Origin of the sequence: Slackia heliotrinireducens DSM 20476 (assembly GCF_000023885.1) — a bacterium.
In the GTDB taxonomy this organism is placed as follows: Bacteria; Actinomycetota; Coriobacteriia; order Coriobacteriales; family Eggerthellaceae; genus Slackia; species Slackia heliotrinireducens.
Genome location: NC_013165.1, coordinates 2,905,625 through 2,922,792 on the forward strand (window position 1 = coordinate 2,905,625; position 17,168 = coordinate 2,922,792).

Annotated in this window: 14 protein-coding genes and 1 pseudogene; 6 read left to right on the top strand and 9 right to left on the bottom strand. The window is 59.5% G+C overall.

Annotated elements, in window-relative coordinates:
* Nucleotides 1–210 precede the first annotated feature (210 nt).
* Both SHEL_RS12955 and SHEL_RS12960 read left to right on the top strand, forming a co-directional pair.
* Complete coding sequence (locus SHEL_RS12955; protein ID WP_050749596.1) at nt 211–1,158, top strand: DMT family transporter; 948 nt, start codon at nt 211–213, stop codon at nt 1,156–1,158.
* A gap of 241 nt (nt 1,159–1,399) precedes the next feature.
* Nucleotides 1,400–2,722: a homoserine dehydrogenase gene (locus SHEL_RS12960; protein ID WP_012799733.1), complete on the top strand. Its 1,323-nt coding sequence runs from the start codon at nt 1,400–1,402 to the stop codon at nt 2,720–2,722.
* Between the two features lie 143 nt (nt 2,723–2,865).
* Here SHEL_RS12960 and SHEL_RS14625 read toward each other — a convergent pair whose 3' ends face one another.
* Entirely contained in the window at nt 2,866–3,420 is a 555-nt protein-coding gene (locus tag SHEL_RS14625; protein ID WP_126513834.1) for an FG-GAP repeat domain-containing protein, read from the bottom strand.
* Nucleotides 3,421–3,422: 2 nt separating this feature from the next.
* Nucleotides 3,423–5,807 (bottom strand): DUF3160 domain-containing protein, encoded by a 2,385-nt coding sequence (locus tag SHEL_RS12970; protein ID WP_012799735.1) that lies wholly within the window; start codon nt 5,805–5,807, stop codon nt 3,423–3,425.
* A 436-nt stretch (nt 5,808–6,243) separates the two neighbouring features.
* Between SHEL_RS12970 and SHEL_RS15785 the strand changes: the two are divergent.
* Nucleotides 6,244–6,369: pseudogene (locus tag SHEL_RS15785) on the top strand (CarD family transcriptional regulator); the annotation flags it as partial.
* A 17-nt stretch (nt 6,370–6,386) separates the two neighbouring features.
* Here SHEL_RS15785 and SHEL_RS15790 read toward each other — a convergent pair.
* The 4 genes from SHEL_RS15790 to SHEL_RS12990 all read right to left on the bottom strand — a co-directional run bounded on the left by SHEL_RS15790 (nt 6,387) and on the right by SHEL_RS12990 (nt 10,686).
* Nucleotides 6,387–7,880: a potassium channel family protein gene (locus SHEL_RS15790; protein WP_012799736.1), complete on the bottom strand. Its 1,494-nt coding sequence runs from the start codon at nt 7,878–7,880 to the stop codon at nt 6,387–6,389.
* 353 nt (nt 7,881–8,233) lie between these two features.
* Nucleotides 8,234–9,502: an ArsB/NhaD family transporter gene (locus tag SHEL_RS12980; RefSeq protein WP_012799737.1), complete on the bottom strand. Its 1,269-nt coding sequence runs from the start codon at nt 9,500–9,502 to the stop codon at nt 8,234–8,236.
* A 183-nt stretch (nt 9,503–9,685) separates the two neighbouring features.
* On the bottom strand, nt 9,686–10,096 hold the full coding sequence (locus SHEL_RS12985; protein ID WP_012799738.1) for an RrF2 family transcriptional regulator: 411 nt from the start codon (nt 10,094–10,096) through the stop codon (nt 9,686–9,688).
* Between the two features lie 65 nt (nt 10,097–10,161).
* The gene (locus SHEL_RS12990) at nt 10,162–10,686 is read right to left on the bottom strand and encodes a nitroreductase (RefSeq protein WP_012799739.1); all 525 of its coding nucleotides are present in this window, start codon (nt 10,684–10,686) and stop codon (nt 10,162–10,164) included.
* A gap of 228 nt (nt 10,687–10,914) precedes the next feature.
* Between SHEL_RS12990 and SHEL_RS12995 the strand changes: the two genes are divergently transcribed.
* Nucleotides 10,915–11,586, top strand: a complete 672-nt coding sequence (locus SHEL_RS12995; protein WP_012799740.1) for a CpXC domain-containing protein — start codon at nt 10,915–10,917, stop codon at nt 11,584–11,586.
* 420 nt (nt 11,587–12,006) lie between these two features.
* Here SHEL_RS12995 and SHEL_RS13000 read toward each other — a convergent pair whose 3' ends face one another.
* Nucleotides 12,007–13,647 (bottom strand): FAD-dependent oxidoreductase, encoded by a 1,641-nt coding sequence (locus SHEL_RS13000; RefSeq protein ID WP_012799741.1) that lies wholly within the window; start codon nt 13,645–13,647, stop codon nt 12,007–12,009.
* Between the two features lie 197 nt (nt 13,648–13,844).
* Between SHEL_RS13000 and SHEL_RS13005 the strand changes: the two genes are divergently transcribed.
* Together SHEL_RS13005 and SHEL_RS13010 are read left to right on the top strand one after the other, a co-directional pair.
* The gene (locus SHEL_RS13005; protein WP_012799742.1) at nt 13,845–14,408 is read left to right on the top strand and encodes a TetR-like C-terminal domain-containing protein; all 564 of its coding nucleotides are present in this window, start codon (nt 13,845–13,847) and stop codon (nt 14,406–14,408) included.
* A gap of 561 nt (nt 14,409–14,969) precedes the next feature.
* Nucleotides 14,970–15,296 (top strand): hypothetical protein, encoded by a 327-nt coding sequence (locus SHEL_RS13010; RefSeq protein ID WP_012799743.1) that lies wholly within the window; start codon nt 14,970–14,972, stop codon nt 15,294–15,296.
* A 287-nt stretch (nt 15,297–15,583) separates the two neighbouring features.
* Here SHEL_RS13010 and SHEL_RS13015 read toward each other — a convergent pair whose 3' ends face one another.
* Entirely contained in the window at nt 15,584–16,141 is a 558-nt protein-coding gene (locus SHEL_RS13015) for a hypothetical protein (protein ID WP_012799744.1), read from the bottom strand.
* A complete protein-coding gene (locus SHEL_RS13020) occupies nt 16,138–16,404 on the bottom strand; it encodes a hypothetical protein (protein ID WP_012799745.1) in 267 nt (88 codons plus the stop codon). The genes SHEL_RS13015 and SHEL_RS13020 overlap by 4 nt, the downstream gene beginning before the upstream one ends.
* Nucleotides 16,405–17,168: the final 764 nt, after the last annotated feature.

Here is a 17,168-nt window from a genome sequence, read left to right on the forward strand (position 1 = left end):
GCCTTCGGCGTACCCCGGAGTTCGGGTCTGGTGCAGCGCTCCCATCAATCTCTCCAACGGCATCGAGTCTCATATGCAGTTGCACCCAGGCCCGGCCCGGTTACGCCAACATCGGGCTGCGCCGCACAATTTGGAAATATTTGAAAAGCCAAGCGCACGCTTTGCGGCTTGCCTATAATGCCTCCTGTGCAAAATAGGATGGAGGTCGAAGTGAACAGGTTCATGCAGGGGGTGTTGTTTGCGCTTGCCGGAGCATCGCTCTGGGGCTTTTCGGGCGGCACCGCGCAGTTCCTGTTCTCGAACTACGAGACCAGCTCCCTGTTCCTGACGGCCGTGCGTATGCCCTGCGCCGCCCTGCTGCTCTTCTTACTCGTGCAGTGGAAGCGCCCTGGCGTCATCCGAAAAATGCTTGCAGACCGCCAGACCCTTCGGGCCCTGTTCGTGTTCGGCATGGCCGGGTTCTTCCTGTCGCAGGCAACATACCTGTTCACGGTGGATTACACCAACGCCGGCACCGCAACGATCCTACAGCAGTCTTCCTGCGTGCTTATTATGCTGTACTCCTGCGTAAGGTCGCGCCGCGGTCCTAGGCCGTTCGAGCTTGCTGCGCTCGCATGCGCCATGATCGCCACATTCCTTATTGCCACCGGCGGCGACCCAAGCCAACTCAACCTGCCTTTGGCGGGCCTTCTTTGGGGCCTGGCAAACGCCATCACCGTCGCCTTTTACATCATCCAACCCGTCGACATGATGCGGACATACGGCAGCATGCCTGTAATCTGCTGCGGCATGGCCACAGGGTCGATGCTGGCCATTCCCGTTTTCGTGCTAGCGAACCTTATCGGGCCGATGTTGGGCATCAATCCCGGCTGGTACAGCATGCCTTCCCTCGACGGCGAGGGTTGGCTCATGCTGGCGCTGTTCGTGCTCGTCGGAACCTTCGCCGCCTACGCCCTGTACATGCACGGCGTCTCGGTCGTCGGCAGCGTGGTGGGCTCGCTTCTCGGATGCGCCGAGCCGGTAAGCGCGTCGCTGTTCTCGGTCCTGTGGCTGGGCAGCGCCTACACGTGGGCCGATTGGACCGGCTTGGTGCTGATGCTGGCCACCGTCGTGTTCGTCACGCTTCCGTCGAAAAATCCTGCGGACAACAGCCGCTGACGCTGCCTGGCAGAACAGCAAACCGCATATCGTTTTCGAATGCCCGCTCGGCCACCCTTGAGACGCAGCGCCATGCACGTGGCGCACCCGCGTATCACCCTTGCGACGACCGCTCGCCCAGCCTGAAAGCGGTTTTCGTGCAGGCCGCCCCGTTTCGATAGGCTTTTTTGTACAATTCCGCTACACCGAATAAAAGCACGGGCCGAACGACCCGTCCGATCCATAAAAAGGGAGGAACACCATGCGCACCATCAATATCGGCCTCGTCGGACTCGGCACGGTTGGCGGCGGCGTCGCTCGCCTCATCATGAATCACCACGACGATTACGTGAAGAACTACGGCATCGACCTGCACTTGAAGAAGTGCTGCTCGCTGTACCAGTCCGACGCCGATCGCCTGGGCCTTTCCGCCGACCAGTTCACCACCGATTGGCATGACGTCGTGTCCGATCCCGACATCGATATCGTCATCGAACTCATCGGCGGCACCCACCCCGCCATGGACATCTTCGAGGAATCCTTCAAGAGCGGCAAGCATGTCGTGTCCGCCAACAAGGCGCTGCTGGGCCGTAACACCGAGCACCTGGCCCGCCTGGCTGCCGAAAACGGCGTCTCCTTCCGCTGCGAAGCCGCAGCCGCCGGCGGCATCCCCGTGGTGCACGCCCTGGAGCACGAGCTCAACGGCAACGAGATCCTCACCATCGCTGGCATTATGAACGGCACCACCAACTACATCCTGTCCCGCATGAAGCATGAGGGTTCCGACTTCGCCGAGGTGCTGGCCGACGCCCAGGCCCTGGGCTACGCCGAAGCCGACCCCTCCGCCGACGTGGACGGCTTCGACGCCGCATCCAAGATCGCCATCCTGGGCTCCATGGGCTTCCGCACCCGCATCACCACCGACGACGTGTACATGCAGGGCATTCGCGACATCTCCGCTGCCGACATCGAGGTCGCCGAGGAGCTGGGCTGCACCATCAAGCTGCTGGCCATCGCCCGCAAGACCGACACCGGCGTGGACGTGCGCGTGCACCCCACCATGATTCCCAACGGTCACCCGCTGGCCAGCGTCGACGGCGCCATGAACGCCGTGTACGTCGTGGGCGACGCCGTGGGCGAAACCATGTTCTACGGCGCCGGCGCAGGATCCTTCCCCACCGCCTCTGCAGTTGTGGGCGACGTCTTCGCTCTGGCCGAGCCCATCTCCCAGGGTCAGAAGCCTCTGCCCGAGGCAGAGCCCTTCAGCGTGAACCGTCCAATCCGCACCATCGATAACCTGCATACCCGCTATTACATCCGTCTGACCGTGGAAGACCAGCTGGGCACCCTGGCCGCCAGCACCCGCATCCTGACGGACAACAACATTTCCATCAGCAACATCCGCCAGCTGGAAGGCACCGGCGACGGCACCTGCACCCTCGTGTTCGTCACCCACAGCGCCCTTGAGGCCGACCTGAAGAAGGCCGTCGAAGCCTTGGCCGCAGACGATTCCATTCGCGAGGTGGCATCGGTCATCCGCGTCGAGGACATCGACAAGTGGACCGAGGGCGTGTTCGCCAACTAACCCGGGCACTCTAGATATACGAAAGCCGCCGGCATCGCGCCCGGCGGCTTTTTTCTACGTGGGTCAGCCTATGCATGACGTCGGGCCTGCTTCAAGTTTCCCGTACTGAAGCGGCAATGCCGAACGAAACCAGCGCAGACTCCTTATTCCACCAGGACAAACCCCCATTCACCCCAGGTCCAGATGGATTCCTGCCCGTCAAGGGTCACCAGATGAAGGCGGGCGTCGTCGTCGAACCAGGCCTTACGGGCGTCCATGCGGATGTCGGAAGACAGCCACACCTGGTCGAACCCGCCGTCCGCGTACCGCAGCACAAAGACATGTTGCGAATACCCCTGATTGTCCTTCTCAATCCAGAACGGGCGCGACGGGCCGAAACTGCCCCGCTTCCACACCAGAGCTACCACTTCGAGCAATCCGTCGCCGTCCACATCCACGGCGAACGCGTCCGACACCTTCCACTCCTGCGGGGCTTGCGAGACCGAACCGTCGGTTTCGACCACCTGCATCCGGCGGCCGGACAGGCCCAGGACCTCTTCGGCCCCGTCGCCGTCCAGGTCCGCTTCGACCTGCGCGGCGTTCCAATCGACCCACGACGGCAGAAGCAGGCCCGCATGCACGAGGACGGCCACCCCGACGGCCACGAGGACCGCCGCGAGCGCGCCGCCCATTGGATATGTCTTCGTTGTACGGGTCACGCCTACCGGGGTCGCTCGACCTGGAATCCGCGGGTCCATTCCTCAATGTCCTGGGCCGGCTTGGCGAAGTTGCCGTCGTCGCCGATATCGATTCCCATCATCTTGCGCCATTCGGAATCGGTCAGACGCTCGGCGATAGGCTGCTCGAACTCGTAATAGCTGAATACAACGCCGCTGGTCAGATGCAGTTCGCCGTCGATGGGCACCACTACGAACACTTCTGAAAGGTCGCCCACGCCCACCTCGAGGCAGGTGCCCGACTGCGCATCCGTGGCGATGTCGGCCACCAATGCCGCCGGGAATTCGCGCGCCGTGAAATTCTCGCCCTCAGCTTCGCCTTCGTACACCGTCTGCCAGAAATGCTCAAGCTGGCCGCCGTAGCTGCGGATGAGTTCGAACTCCTCGTCCGTGGGCAGTTCGCCCTGCAGCTCCTTGATGGCGATGGTTTCAAGCTGGCCTGCCAACGAGGAAAGCTTCTCCAGGTTTTCGGCGTCCTCGGCGCTCAGCATGCCGTAACGGTCGAGCCCTTCCGCCGTGGCGTCCGTCAGCTTCTGCAGACGCTCGAACACCATCGGCTCCGGCTCCACGTAGCCGCGGTCGTCCACATCGGGCTCTTCGCCGCCGCCCATCTCGGCCATGACCTGTTTGGAATACAGAATGGTGTCGTGCTTGAGCTCGGAGTAGCTTCCCAGGTAGGACTGCAGGTTCTTGCGGGTCCACTGGTCGTTGGCCATAAAGGACGGATAGCCTTCGCCCTTCACGTCCAGCAGCGGATCCAGCGTATAGAGCCACTGGCTGTACAGGCTGGCCGACCACAGCGTGTCGTCGTCGGCGCTGCCCAGGCCCTCACGCAGGGCGGTCATGTTCTCGGAGTAGTTCTCGTAACCGGTTTCGCCCTGCTCCTCGAGGATTTCGAGAGCTTCGTCGGACCCCAAGGCCGCCGGCACATCAAGAGCGCAGGGCAGCATGCGGTCCTCGCCGGCGTCGTTCGCAAGCACCTCGTTGTAGACCAGCTTCTGGAAGATGGCCGAGTCCAGCGTGAACCTCTGCCCCATAAAGCGGTAACCCTTGTTCTCCTCCTCGTAGTCGGCGTCGTCGTCGCGCCCTGTGGCGATGGAGTTGATCTGGGGCGCAGGCATGTCCGCCGTCAGAGTGTGGACCTCGGCCCACGCATCCTCGTTTTCGACCAGATCGTCAATGGAGGGAGTTTTGCCGTAAACCGACTCGAGGATGGGATAGTACTCGTAGAAGCCGCAGTCGTCGCTGGCGCCTGCGAAAAAGCTGGTCACGGTGTAGATGCCTTCCCAATCCGCCAGAGCGCCGCTTTCCTGCAGCGCCAGCGCCATCAGACAGGCGCTCCTATCCAGGTCCTCGTTTTTCTGAGCGAAGTTCATGCGGCCGTACCACATCATGGCCTTGAAGTAGCTTTCCAGCTGCTCGTCGCCCTCGTAGTAGCCCCGTACGACGTATTGGCTGTAATCTTCCATGTTGCCGGCGCCCATCAGCGGGGATTCGGCGATGCCGGCGGCGTCTTCAATCTGCGCCAGTTCGGCGGAAACCACATCCTCCACCTGGGACGGCACCTCGGTCGAGGGATCGAGCAGGCTCGCGCCCACCGCGAAGAACGCCACATTGCGCAGGGCGGCGTCCTCCCACCCGGTGCCTTCGGCCGCCGCAAGCTGCTCCAGACTTTCGTCGAGCATGGCCCGGCTCACCTCGCCTAAGGCGGGCGCCAGGTAATCGCGCTCGGTGTTCTTCATGAGGTAGCTGAAATACAGATGGTAGGTATGCATCATCGAATCGACGGTTACGAAATTCGGCGTCTGGCTGTAGCGGTTCATTTCGTAGGAGTCGAAGAATTCGTATCCTGCCTGGCCCACCGACACGGCGAACCCGTTTTGGACCACCAGATCCTGCTCCTCGTCCGTCAAGTAGAACCTGTTGGCGTTGACCACGTTGGTCAGGCCGTCTTCGACGGCGTACGGTTCAACACTCGGCACCACGGACGCAGCGTCGCTTTCCTGGGTGAAGGAGATAAGAACGGGGCGTTCCATGCTGACGACCTCTTGGCCGTCGGCCGCTGTCGCCGTAGAGGTCTGGCCGGCAGTCTGGGACGTCGTGGCCGTTGACTCATCGGCATCGTCCCCATGGAGCACCGCAATGGTGGCGCCTATGGCCACAAGCCCGCACAGGAGCACGGCCGCAAGGGCGACCATACCGGCACCGACCCGCTTTTTCGGGGCCTGGGTGGGCGGCTGCGCCGCAGGTGCCTCGGGTTGCGGCATCGCTTTCTGCAAGGCATCCGCTCGATCCGCCACGGGGGCACCGCAGCTTCCGCAGAACGCATCGTCTTGGTTCAATTGGTTTCCGCACTTCGGACAGAACATACGGTCCTCCCAGGTAATCTTCTGAAACGAATCCTTCTCTTTATCCGTCCGAGCGAGCCCCTTGTCAAGCAAACCGGCGTTAAGCGGTCGGTTAATAGGTCTTCGCGAGGCTCGCTGCGGTTGGTGCAAGCGGGCGCCCGCCTAAGCAGAGCCGGCGATACGGATTCGATGAGAAACGGGCTCGGATTCCAACCGCAATACCTGCACCGCACGGTCAGCATAGACACTATACGTTGCGTTATATCCAACGGTACAAACAAGAGCCAAATGAAATCTGATTAGCACAAAACGCAAAATTATATTTCAACATGGAATATTTTCAAGTATTTTTTCAAAATATTAGGTGAATGTGGCACTTCATGCATGTTATCCTACGTACGGGTACAGGACAGACGTTCTACCAACGCCTGGCCACCGTGAGGGTTAGGGGGTTTAGGTGTACCAAGTCGATGACAAAGTCATTTATGCAAACTACGGAGTATGCATCGTCAAGGAAACCAATGCGCACATCTCGATGATGGGTAACGAGGACCGTCCGTATTACATCCTCGCCGCAACGCGCGACAAGGGCGGGAAAATCTACGTTCCCATGGATAAGGAAGACGCGCTGCGCCCCGTCATGAATGCGGAAGACGCCCGAGCGCTTATCGATTCTTTCGAAGGCATCGAGACCGACGACTTCAAAGACAGCAACTCGCGCACCGTCGAAGACCACTTCAAGAAGATGCTGCGCACCTTGCGGGAATAGATCTTGCATTCGCGCATGTCCAGCGTGATGTTGGTCAGCTCGTCCGGGTTCGGCATCATGTCTGTATCGATCTTGCCGGGCTCGGCGGCGACGATGGCGCGCGACCCGGGTGCGGAATGGGCGTCTTCTTCAAGCAGAATCTGCTTCAGCATATCGCTGTAGCCCAGCACCAGCATGGTGTGCGGTGCCTCGGAGACGTTGGGTTCGAGCTGATAGGCGGACGTCTCGGGCACAGCCGGCTCCTGCATGCGGGTGGCGTCGTCGTCGTGGGCCAGCAGAATCAGCTGGTCGCCAGCCTGGACTGTCTGATCGGTCGGCGGGTTGAGGATGTTCTGTCCGTTGTGCACGATGCCGATGGCCGTGGACGTCGGCAGGGACAGGTTGATTTCGCGGATGTTCTTCCCGACGGCTGCGGGAATATCCTCGACGTAGATTTCGTTGCCCTTGAAGCTGAGCAGTTCGGAAAGAATCGAAGACATGCCAGGATGGCGGCTTGCCTGCACCATCAGGCGACCGATGGTCTTCTGGAAGTTCAGAATCTCCACCCTGTCGCCGCCGGCGATCTTGGCGGGCCCCAGCACCTCGCGGTCGCGGATGACCGCCGTGATGTAGGCGTCTTTGTTGCCCAGCTCGTCAAGCAGGCTTTCGCAGGCGAGAATCGTCTTGACCGTCATGAAGTCGTCAGGCAGGTTGACGATGATCGACTTGCAGGTGTCAAGCGAGCACACCTTCAGATCGCTGACGCTGTCGGGCTTGCCGCTGCGGCAGATGATGCGCGTGTTGCCGACGTCTTCGATGCGGTCCCGAATGATGTGCTCCATGGCGGTCTTCTCCTTGTCGGCCATGACCACCACAACCGCGTCTTTCTGATTGGCGTTCGCAAGAATCAGCTCTTCAAGGATGCTCGTGGCGTTCTCGTCGAAGCCGATGATGACCACGTGGCCTTTTTCGATGACCGGCGAATGACCGCGCTGCAGATCGGCGACCTTATCCTTGATGCCATTGGAGATGGTGCCGATAAGGAAGCTGGTGATGAAGATGCCGACCAACGTGACGATGGTCATGACGAAGAGGTAAACGACCGTGCCCTCTTCCTTGGCAAGCACGCCCGTGTTGATGGCATGCATGAGGGTGAACCAGATGGATCCGCCCACCGAGCTTTCGCCTGAGCCGTCAGGACCGCCCAACGCGACGCTGATTAAGCCGCCGATGATCACGACCACTGCCGTTATGACACCGAGAACAAGGAGCAGCGATTTTGTTCCGCGGGACATAAGGTTGTCGAACCAATACCTGAAGCGCTGCTGTGCTGTCGCATTTTTCATGGACGTATTCCTTTCTTGTCTACTCGGAAGGGACAGAATGAAGCGCATTGGTCGATCGAGCTTTCGGGCGCACCTCCATATCCTTCGGATGCACGGCGGCGCTTCGTCGGAGACGTTTCAAGATTCAGAAACGCCGTGGTCGCGCAGGCGAATTCCCATGCTTCGGGTTGGACTTTACCTAAGTAAAGCCTTACGGACCTATTGTAATCCCACTACCTATGAAATGCGTATCATACTGCACTTTTTTATGTATCCGCCTGGACAGAACCTTCGCCGCGCAGATGAGCTCCCGAGCATAAAAAAGAACCCCGACCGAGCGGCCGGGGTTCTTGTGGTTATGCAGGTGCGATACCTTACATCGGCGGGAAGCGCAGAATCAGGTAGACGCAGGAGATGACCACGGTGAGTATCATGACGGGGAAGCCAGTCTTGAGGTACTCGATGAAGGTGATCGGATGGCCGTGCTTGGCCGCGATGTCGGACAGAACGACGTTCGCGGAGGCGCCGATGAGGGTACCGTTGCCACCCAGGCAAGCGCCCAGGGAGACAGCCCACCACAGCGGGGTAACGTCCATGCCGGAACCTTCCATGGCCAGCAGAATCGGGATCATCGTAGCGACGAACGGGATGTTGTCCAGGAAGGACGAGATGATGGCGGATGCGAAGACCAGAACGATCATGGTCAGGAAGACATCGCCACCGGTGACGTCGATGAGCGCGTTGGCCAGGGCGTCGATGGTGCCGGTCTCGACCATGCCGCCGACGATGATGAACAGACCCGCGAAGAACGCCAGGGTAGTCCACTCAACATGCAGCAGAGCCTTGGTGACGTCGCGGCGGGACAGTAGCAGGATGAGGGCTGCAGCGGAAATGGCGACGACGGAGGACTCGATGCCCAGTTTGCCGTGAATCATGAAGCCGACGACGACGATCGCAAGGATGACGACGGAGAGCTTCATCAGGTGCTCGTCCTCGAAAGCGGGCTCGAGCTCCATTACGCGAGCCTTCTCCTCGTCGGTGACGTGCATCTTGCGGCCGTACAGCACGTAGAACACGCCGATGATGACGACCATGATCACGACGACGACGGGGGCGTCAACCGCGATGAAGTCTGCGAAGGAATAGCCGGCTGCGGAACCGATCATGATGTTCGGCGGGTCGCCGATGAGGGTTGCCGTGCCGCCGACGTTGGACGACATGATCTCGACCATGAAGAACGGCATCGGATTAATCTTCAGCAGTTCGCAGATGGTGAGCGTCATGGGGCCGATCAGCAAAACCGTGGTGACGTTATCCAGGAATGCGGAAAGAACCGCAGTCAAGATGGCGAACAGAATCATGATATGCCACGGATCGCCCTTGGCAAGCTTTGCGCACTTGATGGCCAGAAACTCGAACAGGCCAGACTGGCGCACGACAGCCACGAAGAGCATCATGCCGAACAGCACGCCCAACGTGTTGTAGTCGATGTGCCCGATGGCCGTCTCGAAGTCCATGACATGGAAGATGATGAGCAGCATAGCGCCTGCAAGCGCCACGACCGTTCGGTGCACCTTCTCCGAAACGATGAGGGTCATCGCAACGAGGAAGACAACGATTGCAAAAATCTGGGCAAAACCCATCCCTCAACCTCCTATCCCTATTTTTTTTACTAATCAGTGTTTAGTTATAGTACCGCATTTATCAATCATATCGGCTGAGATATTCCGATTTGGTGCAAAAAGGCCAATACTCATTATGAATAATAATGGCCTTGCGACCCGAAAGCATGCACCCGTTCGGCTATCGACAGTCGTTCCAACTCTTTATATGTAATACTCGATCACTGGATCGGAATGGTCGAGAATGTCCTGCAACGTGATGTTCTCCAAGCACCGGGTGATGGCGCCCTCAAGACTCTCCCACGCAAAGGCGGATGCGGGGCATTCCCGCGCCTCATCGATGGGGACCGGAGAGAACCCCCCTTCGGTCAACATGAGGATTTCAGCGACGGTTATGAGCTCGGGATCGCGCGCCAGCTGGTAGCCGCCCTGATAGCCGCGGGTGATCTTCAAGATGCCCGACGGGCTGAGCAGCGACACGATGCGCTCAAGGTACTTTTTCGACACGTTTTGCCGCTCCGCCACCGCCTGAAGCGAAATGACGCCCGCATCTTTATGCTGCGCCAGGTCCAACAGAAAGCGCAGGGCGTAACGTCCTTTTGTGGAAACGAGCATGACAACCTCGCATGACTAACCCTACCGATGCGGTAGATTCTAGCAGATTCAACGTTTCCTGCGCTTTAAATGCGGAAAGCCCTGCCCTCGCTGCGGGGCTTCGCTTCGGGAAGCGGTCCGTCGGCATAGCCCAGCGCCAGATGGCCGATGCCTTCCCACTCGTCGTCGAGGCCGAGCTTCTCCAACAGCTTGCGGCCGAACTCCGATTCGAACTCCTCCTTGGCACGGTGGACCCAACACGACGCCAACCCCAGATCATGGGCGGCAAGCATCATGTTGCCCATGGTCAGCGTTCCATCATATACATAAGTAAAGACGTCAACATTCGCCAGCACGATAAGCGCCATGGGAGCGCCGTAGAACGGGTCGAACCCCGGCTTGGCACCGAGAATTTCGGCGTTCACGCGCCGCAGCTCATCCATGGTTTCGGGATCGCTTATCTGGATGACGATGGAGGACTGGCTGTTCATGCCGCTGGCGGCGTACAGGCCGGCCTCGATTACCTTGTCCACCAGCTCCTGAGGCACCGGGTCGCTCTTGAAAGACCTTACAGAACGGCGGGTCAGCATGGCATCGAATGTTTCGCTCATATACAGGTCCTTTTTCCAGTTGGTTGGCGTTTTCCACATTGTAGACGCTTGGCGAGATCCCCGCACGTACCATCTGGGTTTGCGGTCTGGCACGGCGTCGTTTACGCCTGCGGCGCGGCGGTCATCCCGTTCGCGCCTTAAACAATGGACAGACGCGCGTTCGCAGGCATACAATATGCTTATCACGATTAGCGCAGTAATCAGAACATCTAGAAGCGGGCGGATTCCATGGCGCAGGCAAAAACGATACAACCTCGTTCCATCCAGGTGAAATGCCCTTCGTGCAGTCATCCCGGATCCGTCGAGGTTTGGCCCATCATCACGAGCACGACCGACGAACGCGCGATGGAGCTTGTGCTGAACGGACGGCTGTTCGAGCATGTATGCCCCGCCTGCGGCAAGAAGGTGGCCGTCGCGTACGACTGCCTGCTGCATGATGTCGAGCACCGTGCGTTTCTGCTGTATACCACCAAAGAGAATCCCGAGGTCACGGGTCCGCATCGCCTGATGGACGCCCGCGATGCGCTGCGCGCCAAGAGTCAGAATGTCGACAATTACCAGCTCAGGCTTGCGTTGACCACTTTCGAATTCTGCGAGAAGGTGCGCATCTGGCACGACGGATACGACGACCGAGCCATCGAGCTGATGAAGGTCGCCATCAAGCGCGGCATGCTGAAAGAAGGCATCATCGGAGCCCGCGACGTGCTTATTTACGAGCGTACCATCGAAGAGAACGGCGGCGTTTCCTTCGTCGTTGTGGGTGAAATCCCTGGCGACGTGGTGGGCGTGCCCCAGGGCTACGACTACTGCAAACGCATCATCGACGAGGCCGACAAGGGCTTCGACCTGGTTGGCGAATACCGCTTCGGTGCCGCCTGGGCCAACGCCTACCTGCCATAAGACCTGCTCAAAATCGTTTTTTCGCATAAGATTCGCCTACAGCCGAGCATCTCGCCTATGGCCAGCCGTCTCGCCGGCGGGGTCGGCCCCGCCCATCCGCGTCCTTTGCCAACTACTTTTCCCAAAACGGCCTTTTCCGCCAAGAAAATCAACTAGTGTACGACCTGCCGGAGCGTACGGGTTCCGCCTCGAAATGAGATACCGCTCTGACCTGGGGATTCTTTCTGGGCATATTCCTGACGGCCGCAGCGCGACGCTCGAGCGGCCTCCAAGTCGTACACTACTTGGTTTTCTTGGCGCGAAACGAGGTTTTAGCCGAAAGGAACGGGCTGCCGCAACAAGCCCCCGAAAACGCAAGGCGCCCCGCCTAGGAGGGGTAGGCGGGGCACCTCAGAACGAACGGCGTATCGCGATTATGCGTTATGCCTGTTCAACAATGGTTTCTGCGGCCAGCTTGCCGGTAAAGACCGCGAAGCCCTGGCAGCTGCCTTCGCAGATGGACACGTCGTAGCTGTCTCCATACAGGCCGCCGGCATCGCAGCCTACTGCGTACAGATGCGGAATCGGGGTCCCCTCTTCGGTAAGCACCTGAGCCTGATTGTTCACTTTCATGCCGCCGACGGTGGTGAAGATGCCTGCTTTCAGCTCAAACGCATAGTAAGGGCCTTCTTCCAGGGCAAACAGATATTGGGCGTCCTTGTTGAAGTCCTCGTCGACACCGGCCGCGCAATACCCGTTGTACTTCTCGACGCTGGCCTTCAGGGCGTCGGGGTCAAGGTTGAGCTCTGCCGCAAGATCGTCGAGGGTGTCCAGCGGACCGTGTACGGCTTCGTTGCCTCCGTCTTTCTGGGCGTTGAATTCGTCCCAAAGATCAGTCAGCGGTTCGCCTGCGTGGATGTATTCGCCGCAGCCGAAGGTTCCGCCGTTCTCATGCATATTGTCCATCTGAGCTTGGGTGACTATCGAAATGACGCGATCCTGCATGCTCTGGGCGTTTCCGCTGAAGCTGAAGTTGCGCTCGGCATAGTATTCGTTTACGAACCTTTCGCAGTCCTGGTTGATCCAGAAATAGGGCTGGAACGCGCTTGCGCAGTAGAGATGCGTACCGTAGCTGATGCCGGGGATGCAGCCTCCGTAGAACACCATGCAGCCAGGGCTTGGGGCCAGCGTTCCACCAGCCTGACGTGCGGCGTTGATGCCGAATCCCTCGCGGCCGCCGGCGCCCATAGGGTCGACGCGGTCGGGGTTTTTACCGAATTCGGCCATAAGCTCGGGGCTGTCGGAATAGCCGCCTGTCGCAAGAATGATTCCCTTTGCGGCGTTGAACTGGACGCAGCCGTCCTCCCCTTCGGCAACAATGGCCACAGCCGTGTCGCCGTCCATCACGATGTCGATGGCCTTGGTGTTCAGCATGATCTCAGCACCGTTGGCCGAAACCGCCGCGGTCAGCTGGTCGACGTAATTCTGACCAGAGAGCTTGCCTTCGGAGTACACATACTGGTGCCAGGTGTTGTACTCGTTCGCGCACATGGTGCCGGTGCCGCTGAATTCAATCCCCTGATCCATCAGCCACTGGATGTTCTCGCCGCTCTGGTCGCAGTATTTACGGAACAAGCCGCCGTTGGCATACCAGTGATGGAAGTCCATGGCCATGGTGAAGATGTCGTATCCGAGGTCTGCGGGATTCTTGCCGTTCTCTTTCTGAATTGGGCTGTTCAAAGCGAATAGCCCTTCGGTAAAGATGGTGGTTCCGCCTGTTTGCGGGTGGCTTTCCAGAAGGACGACGCTCATGCCCAGCTCAGCGGCACGAATTGCCGCCGACATGCCCGCACCGCCAGCGCCGACAACCACGACGTCGTAATCACGCTCTTCCGAGACGGTGTAGCTGCCGGGGCTCAGGTACGAGCCCCCTTCGGCGGACGCCCCTTCGGCAGATGTCCCTTCGGCTGCTACGGGCGCTGCGGTTTCACCAGCGGCACAGCCAGCCAGGCCCAATGCGGCCAACGCACCTGTTGCTGCGGTCCCGGTCAGAAACGCACGACGATTCATATCGGTCTTCATGATCCCTCCTCCAGGTTGCGCCCAGTCTCCAGTCAACTGAGCTATGGCTTTACCTTACTGGCCAGGGACCTTCACAATCCACACACAACTCCCGATGCCTGTTCGAAACCGAACAGGTAGCCCAAGGTGTTCGGTGCCATGTTCGTGCAAAGCTTTATATAATCTTTTATAAACCGTAAGACTGGTCAGGAGGGGCCATGCCTATACGAGAACCCAAATCGCGCATGCGCGTCGTTCGCGCCCTTGAGTCCATGATGGAGTCCACCCCTATCGAAAAGGTCCAGGTCACACGGCTCTGCGAGCTTGCCGACATCGGCCGCACAACGTTCTACGACAACTTCGAGAACGTATTCGCGGTGGTCAACTGGTACTGGGACCAAACAGTCCAAGAGACCCTGTACCGCATCGGCAATGACGTCTCTTTCTACGATGCCCACCTCGCGCTGTTCAAACGTCTGCGCACCGAGCGGGCCTTCTTCGTAAAAGCGTTTCGAAACAGCGACTACTCGTCTCTGAACCAGCATGGATACCGCCACATCGGCGGCTTTTACCTGGGGAAAGTCAAGGAGCTCTTGGGCAGGGCGCTTACCCCTGAAGAAGAATCTGCGATACATTTCTTCAACGTAGGCGCCAGCGACTACTGTGCGGAATGGGTGCGGAGCGGTATGAACGAGGAGCCTGAAATTCTTGCCCGCACATTCACCAATGCGGCGCCTCCCGTTATGGACTGTTTGCAGAACCCAAAGCAACGCATCGACTGAGTTCGGGCACCTCGCCTGCGGCCGAGCATCTCGCCTATGGCCAGCCGTCTCGCCTGCGGCAGGGCGTCTTGCCTGCGGCTGGACATGCGCGTTGCCTCTCGCCGGATTGCCGCGATGCCAACGATTGCCCGAAGTATCGGGAGGCCGATTCAGGGCTTGTCGGCCAAAACGTGTTGACGGATCCTGCTCGCCGGCGGGGTCGGCCCCGCCCATCCGCGTCCTTTGCCAGCAACTTTTCCCGAAAACGGCCTTTCGCGCCAAGAAAACGAAAGGACCAGGGAATTTTCCCTGGTCCTGACATTCCTGGAGCCGATGACCGGACTCGAACCGGTGACCTACGCATTACGAGCTGGAAAAGGCCAGGTCAGAGGCATAATTAAGTATGTTTAGGCAACGTTAGGAAACGATAGATAACACTAGTTCAAACGCTTGTTTTCCGTCTGCTCGAAGTGAAACAGGTTGAATTAGCTACAGCCAGGATTATTTGAAATGTCCCCCAAATGTCCCCTGAATGTCCCCTGTTTTTCAGGGCATCGGAGGCGGGGAGGAAAGGAAGTCAGCATGTGGAGCATCGAACTCAAACCAAAGGCGCAAGAGGCCATACGCGAACGCCTGGGCAAGCATGAAAGGAACTGGGACGGAACCGAAAGAGACCCCGTGACCGTTCTCATGTGCGCAACGGAGGGGATCAGGCTGCGGCTCCTGCTTTGCCGCGAGGGCATCAACTCCCCCGAGCCTGATGCGCCCTATGCGGTCGGTGACGCCATAGCGGATTGCATGGCGGAGCTAGACGGGGTTCATGCCGTACTTGACGAGTTTCTAGTGAAACCGACAGGGAGGCAAGCACAGCATAATGACAGCGAAAACGGGCCGATGGACACAGAGTAGGCACGGAGGGAGGCTCAGGGCCGGACAGGCGGGCGAGTAGCCAGCGAGGACGGCCCCAACCACTCCCAAGTGCAAGAGGCCCGCACGGAGGCCCAGGGCGGGAGCGTCGGCCAGAGACGTATGCGGAAAGCCCTTGAGGCGTGACACGACGCCATGAGGCGCGAACCCAGGCCCGCACCCAAAGCCCGCACGGGCACGGAAGAGACGAGCTGCGGGATTGAGTCGGAAAAGCCACCAAAGCCCGCACAGGCACGGAGGAACAGGAGGATAAGCAAGGGAGGCCCCCGCTAAGAGGCCTCCCTCTTTCCTCTCGGGGCTATTCCCATCGTGACGCGCAGACGGTGCAGAAGTTGTTTCACTGCGTCATACTCACGCTTCGCGGCCCGGAACTCCCAGCCCTCGATTTCTGCAAGATGCACGGCCTCCAAGACGGCCCTCTCGTGCGAAGATGCGCCCTCGGGCACGACGAGGCGGGGCCGTCCCTCTACCCGGCGGGCCATGCCCCGTCTCGAGTCTCGAAGCTCATACGGCTTGCGGGCATCGGGCGGCATCGCCTCGAAGAGTTCCGCTATCCATTGCCTCTCCCGTTCGGTCTTGGCCCTCTCGTTGCAGACCTTGCACCTGCCGCTTTCGTTGAGTTCCGTCCGCCATGTGGCGCACTCGTCGCACCAAAGGAGGTCTTGGCATTCCATGGAAACATCAAGGCCCAGGCGGTATGCGGCCTCATCCACCTGCTCAGGGGTTTTCCCGAACCACTGGGCCATGGAATCGACGGAGCGCACCCCTGCAAGCCTTGCCAGGTCGAAAAGCTGCCATAGCTCCCAAGCATCGGGGGCCTCGATCATCGGCGGAACGATTCGGATTCGGCGGCTAGTTCGGCGCATTTCACAAGCCATGCGCGGCCCTCGGCGTTGAGGCCGTCCATGGCCTGCGCAACCCTCGCTAGCTCGGGGTCGGCCTCCCCGGCGTCCAAGGCCCGCTCTATCGCGTCCCTGATGTACTGCGTCCGGTTCTTGACCCCTGCGGCCTCCATAGAGGCCATCATGCGGTCGAACAGCGCATTGTCTAGGTTGAGCGTCAAAGAGAACATGTTCTCGCTCTTTGCCATGCCCCGCACCTCCCGTTATCAGGCCCGGACGCACCCGAAAGCACGTCTTTAAAGGGCGTTTCCGTCTGTCTGAATCGTATCTTAGTTATATAACTTGTCAACCACAATATATAGATTTCTAGAATGCATAATCTCGAGCCAGGTTTACATAATATGTATTATCAAGTAGTCGTAATTGTATATTTTATGGGGTAGGTTGTATAACTCCTGCTAAGCGGCGCAAGTTGTACAACCAAGGTGGTAACACTATATAACCTCTATTATCAGCCCTGTTCACACCCACAATATATTGTGGTCTTGGAGCCTCGGGCATCCTGGGCCGAAAGAGCCAGCCAGAAAGGCGCACCCACGGGAACCAGAAAGGCCCGGGGGATGCGGTGAGGCTCCCCAGGGCGTCGGGTAGGCCCTCCCCTCCCGCCCCCGCCATGCACACCCCGTCAGCCGTGACAAGGCCGTGACAGGTCTACTCCCTGGGCCGTCCTGTTACTTGCCGTCACAGCTTGCCGTGACAATTCGGGCTTAAAATCGGGTTTATTAGTTTTTTAAGGGGGGCGGGGCGTGGGAGGCGTTTCCCTTTTTGTGATTTCCCCCGCCTCTCCCCCTCACGGGGCACCCCCTGCGGCCCATGCCCCGCCTGATGTGCCCAATTGTTCACATGGATGCATGTCCTTGAGGGCGTTGCCCTTGGCCTCGGGCCTGGGCCTGGGCCTGAGCCTCGGGCCTGGGCCTGGGCCTGAGCCTGAGCCGTGCGCAGGACGCGGGCG

Bases quoted from the DNA above. Each gene is read 5' to 3' on its own strand.
- SHEL_RS13020 (WP_012799745.1), bottom strand. From the start codon at position 16,404: ATGGCAAAGAGCGAGAACATGTTCTCTTTGACGCTCAACCTAGACAAT.
- SHEL_RS12960 (WP_012799733.1), top strand. From the start codon at position 1,400: ATGCGCACCATCAATATCGGCCTCGTCGGACTCGGCACGGTTGGCGGC.
- SHEL_RS13010 (WP_012799743.1), top strand. From the start codon at position 14,970: ATGTGGAGCATCGAACTCAAACCAAAGGCGCAAGAGGCCATACGCGAA.
- SHEL_RS12980 (WP_012799737.1), bottom strand. From the start codon at position 9,502: ATGGGTTTTGCCCAGATTTTTGCAATCGTTGTCTTCCTCGTTGCGATG.
- SHEL_RS13005 (WP_012799742.1), top strand. From the start codon at position 13,845: ATGCCTATACGAGAACCCAAATCGCGCATGCGCGTCGTTCGCGCCCTT.
- SHEL_RS13015 (WP_012799744.1), bottom strand. From the start codon at position 16,141: ATGATCGAGGCCCCCGATGCTTGGGAGCTATGGCAGCTTTTCGACCTG.
- SHEL_RS13000 (WP_012799741.1), bottom strand. From the start codon at position 13,647: ATGAAGACCGATATGAATCGTCGTGCGTTTCTGACCGGGACCGCAGCA.
- SHEL_RS12995 (WP_012799740.1), top strand. From the start codon at position 10,915: ATGGCGCAGGCAAAAACGATACAACCTCGTTCCATCCAGGTGAAATGC.
- SHEL_RS15790 (WP_012799736.1), bottom strand. From the start codon at position 7,880: ATGAAAAATGCGACAGCACAGCAGCGCTTCAGGTATTGGTTCGACAAC.
- SHEL_RS12990 (WP_012799739.1), bottom strand. From the start codon at position 10,686: ATGAGCGAAACATTCGATGCCATGCTGACCCGCCGTTCTGTAAGGTCT.
- SHEL_RS12970 (WP_012799735.1), bottom strand. From the start codon at position 5,807: ATGTTCTGTCCGAAGTGCGGAAACCAATTGAACCAAGACGATGCGTTC.
- SHEL_RS12985 (WP_012799738.1), bottom strand. From the start codon at position 10,096: ATGCTCGTTTCCACAAAAGGACGTTACGCCCTGCGCTTTCTGTTGGAC.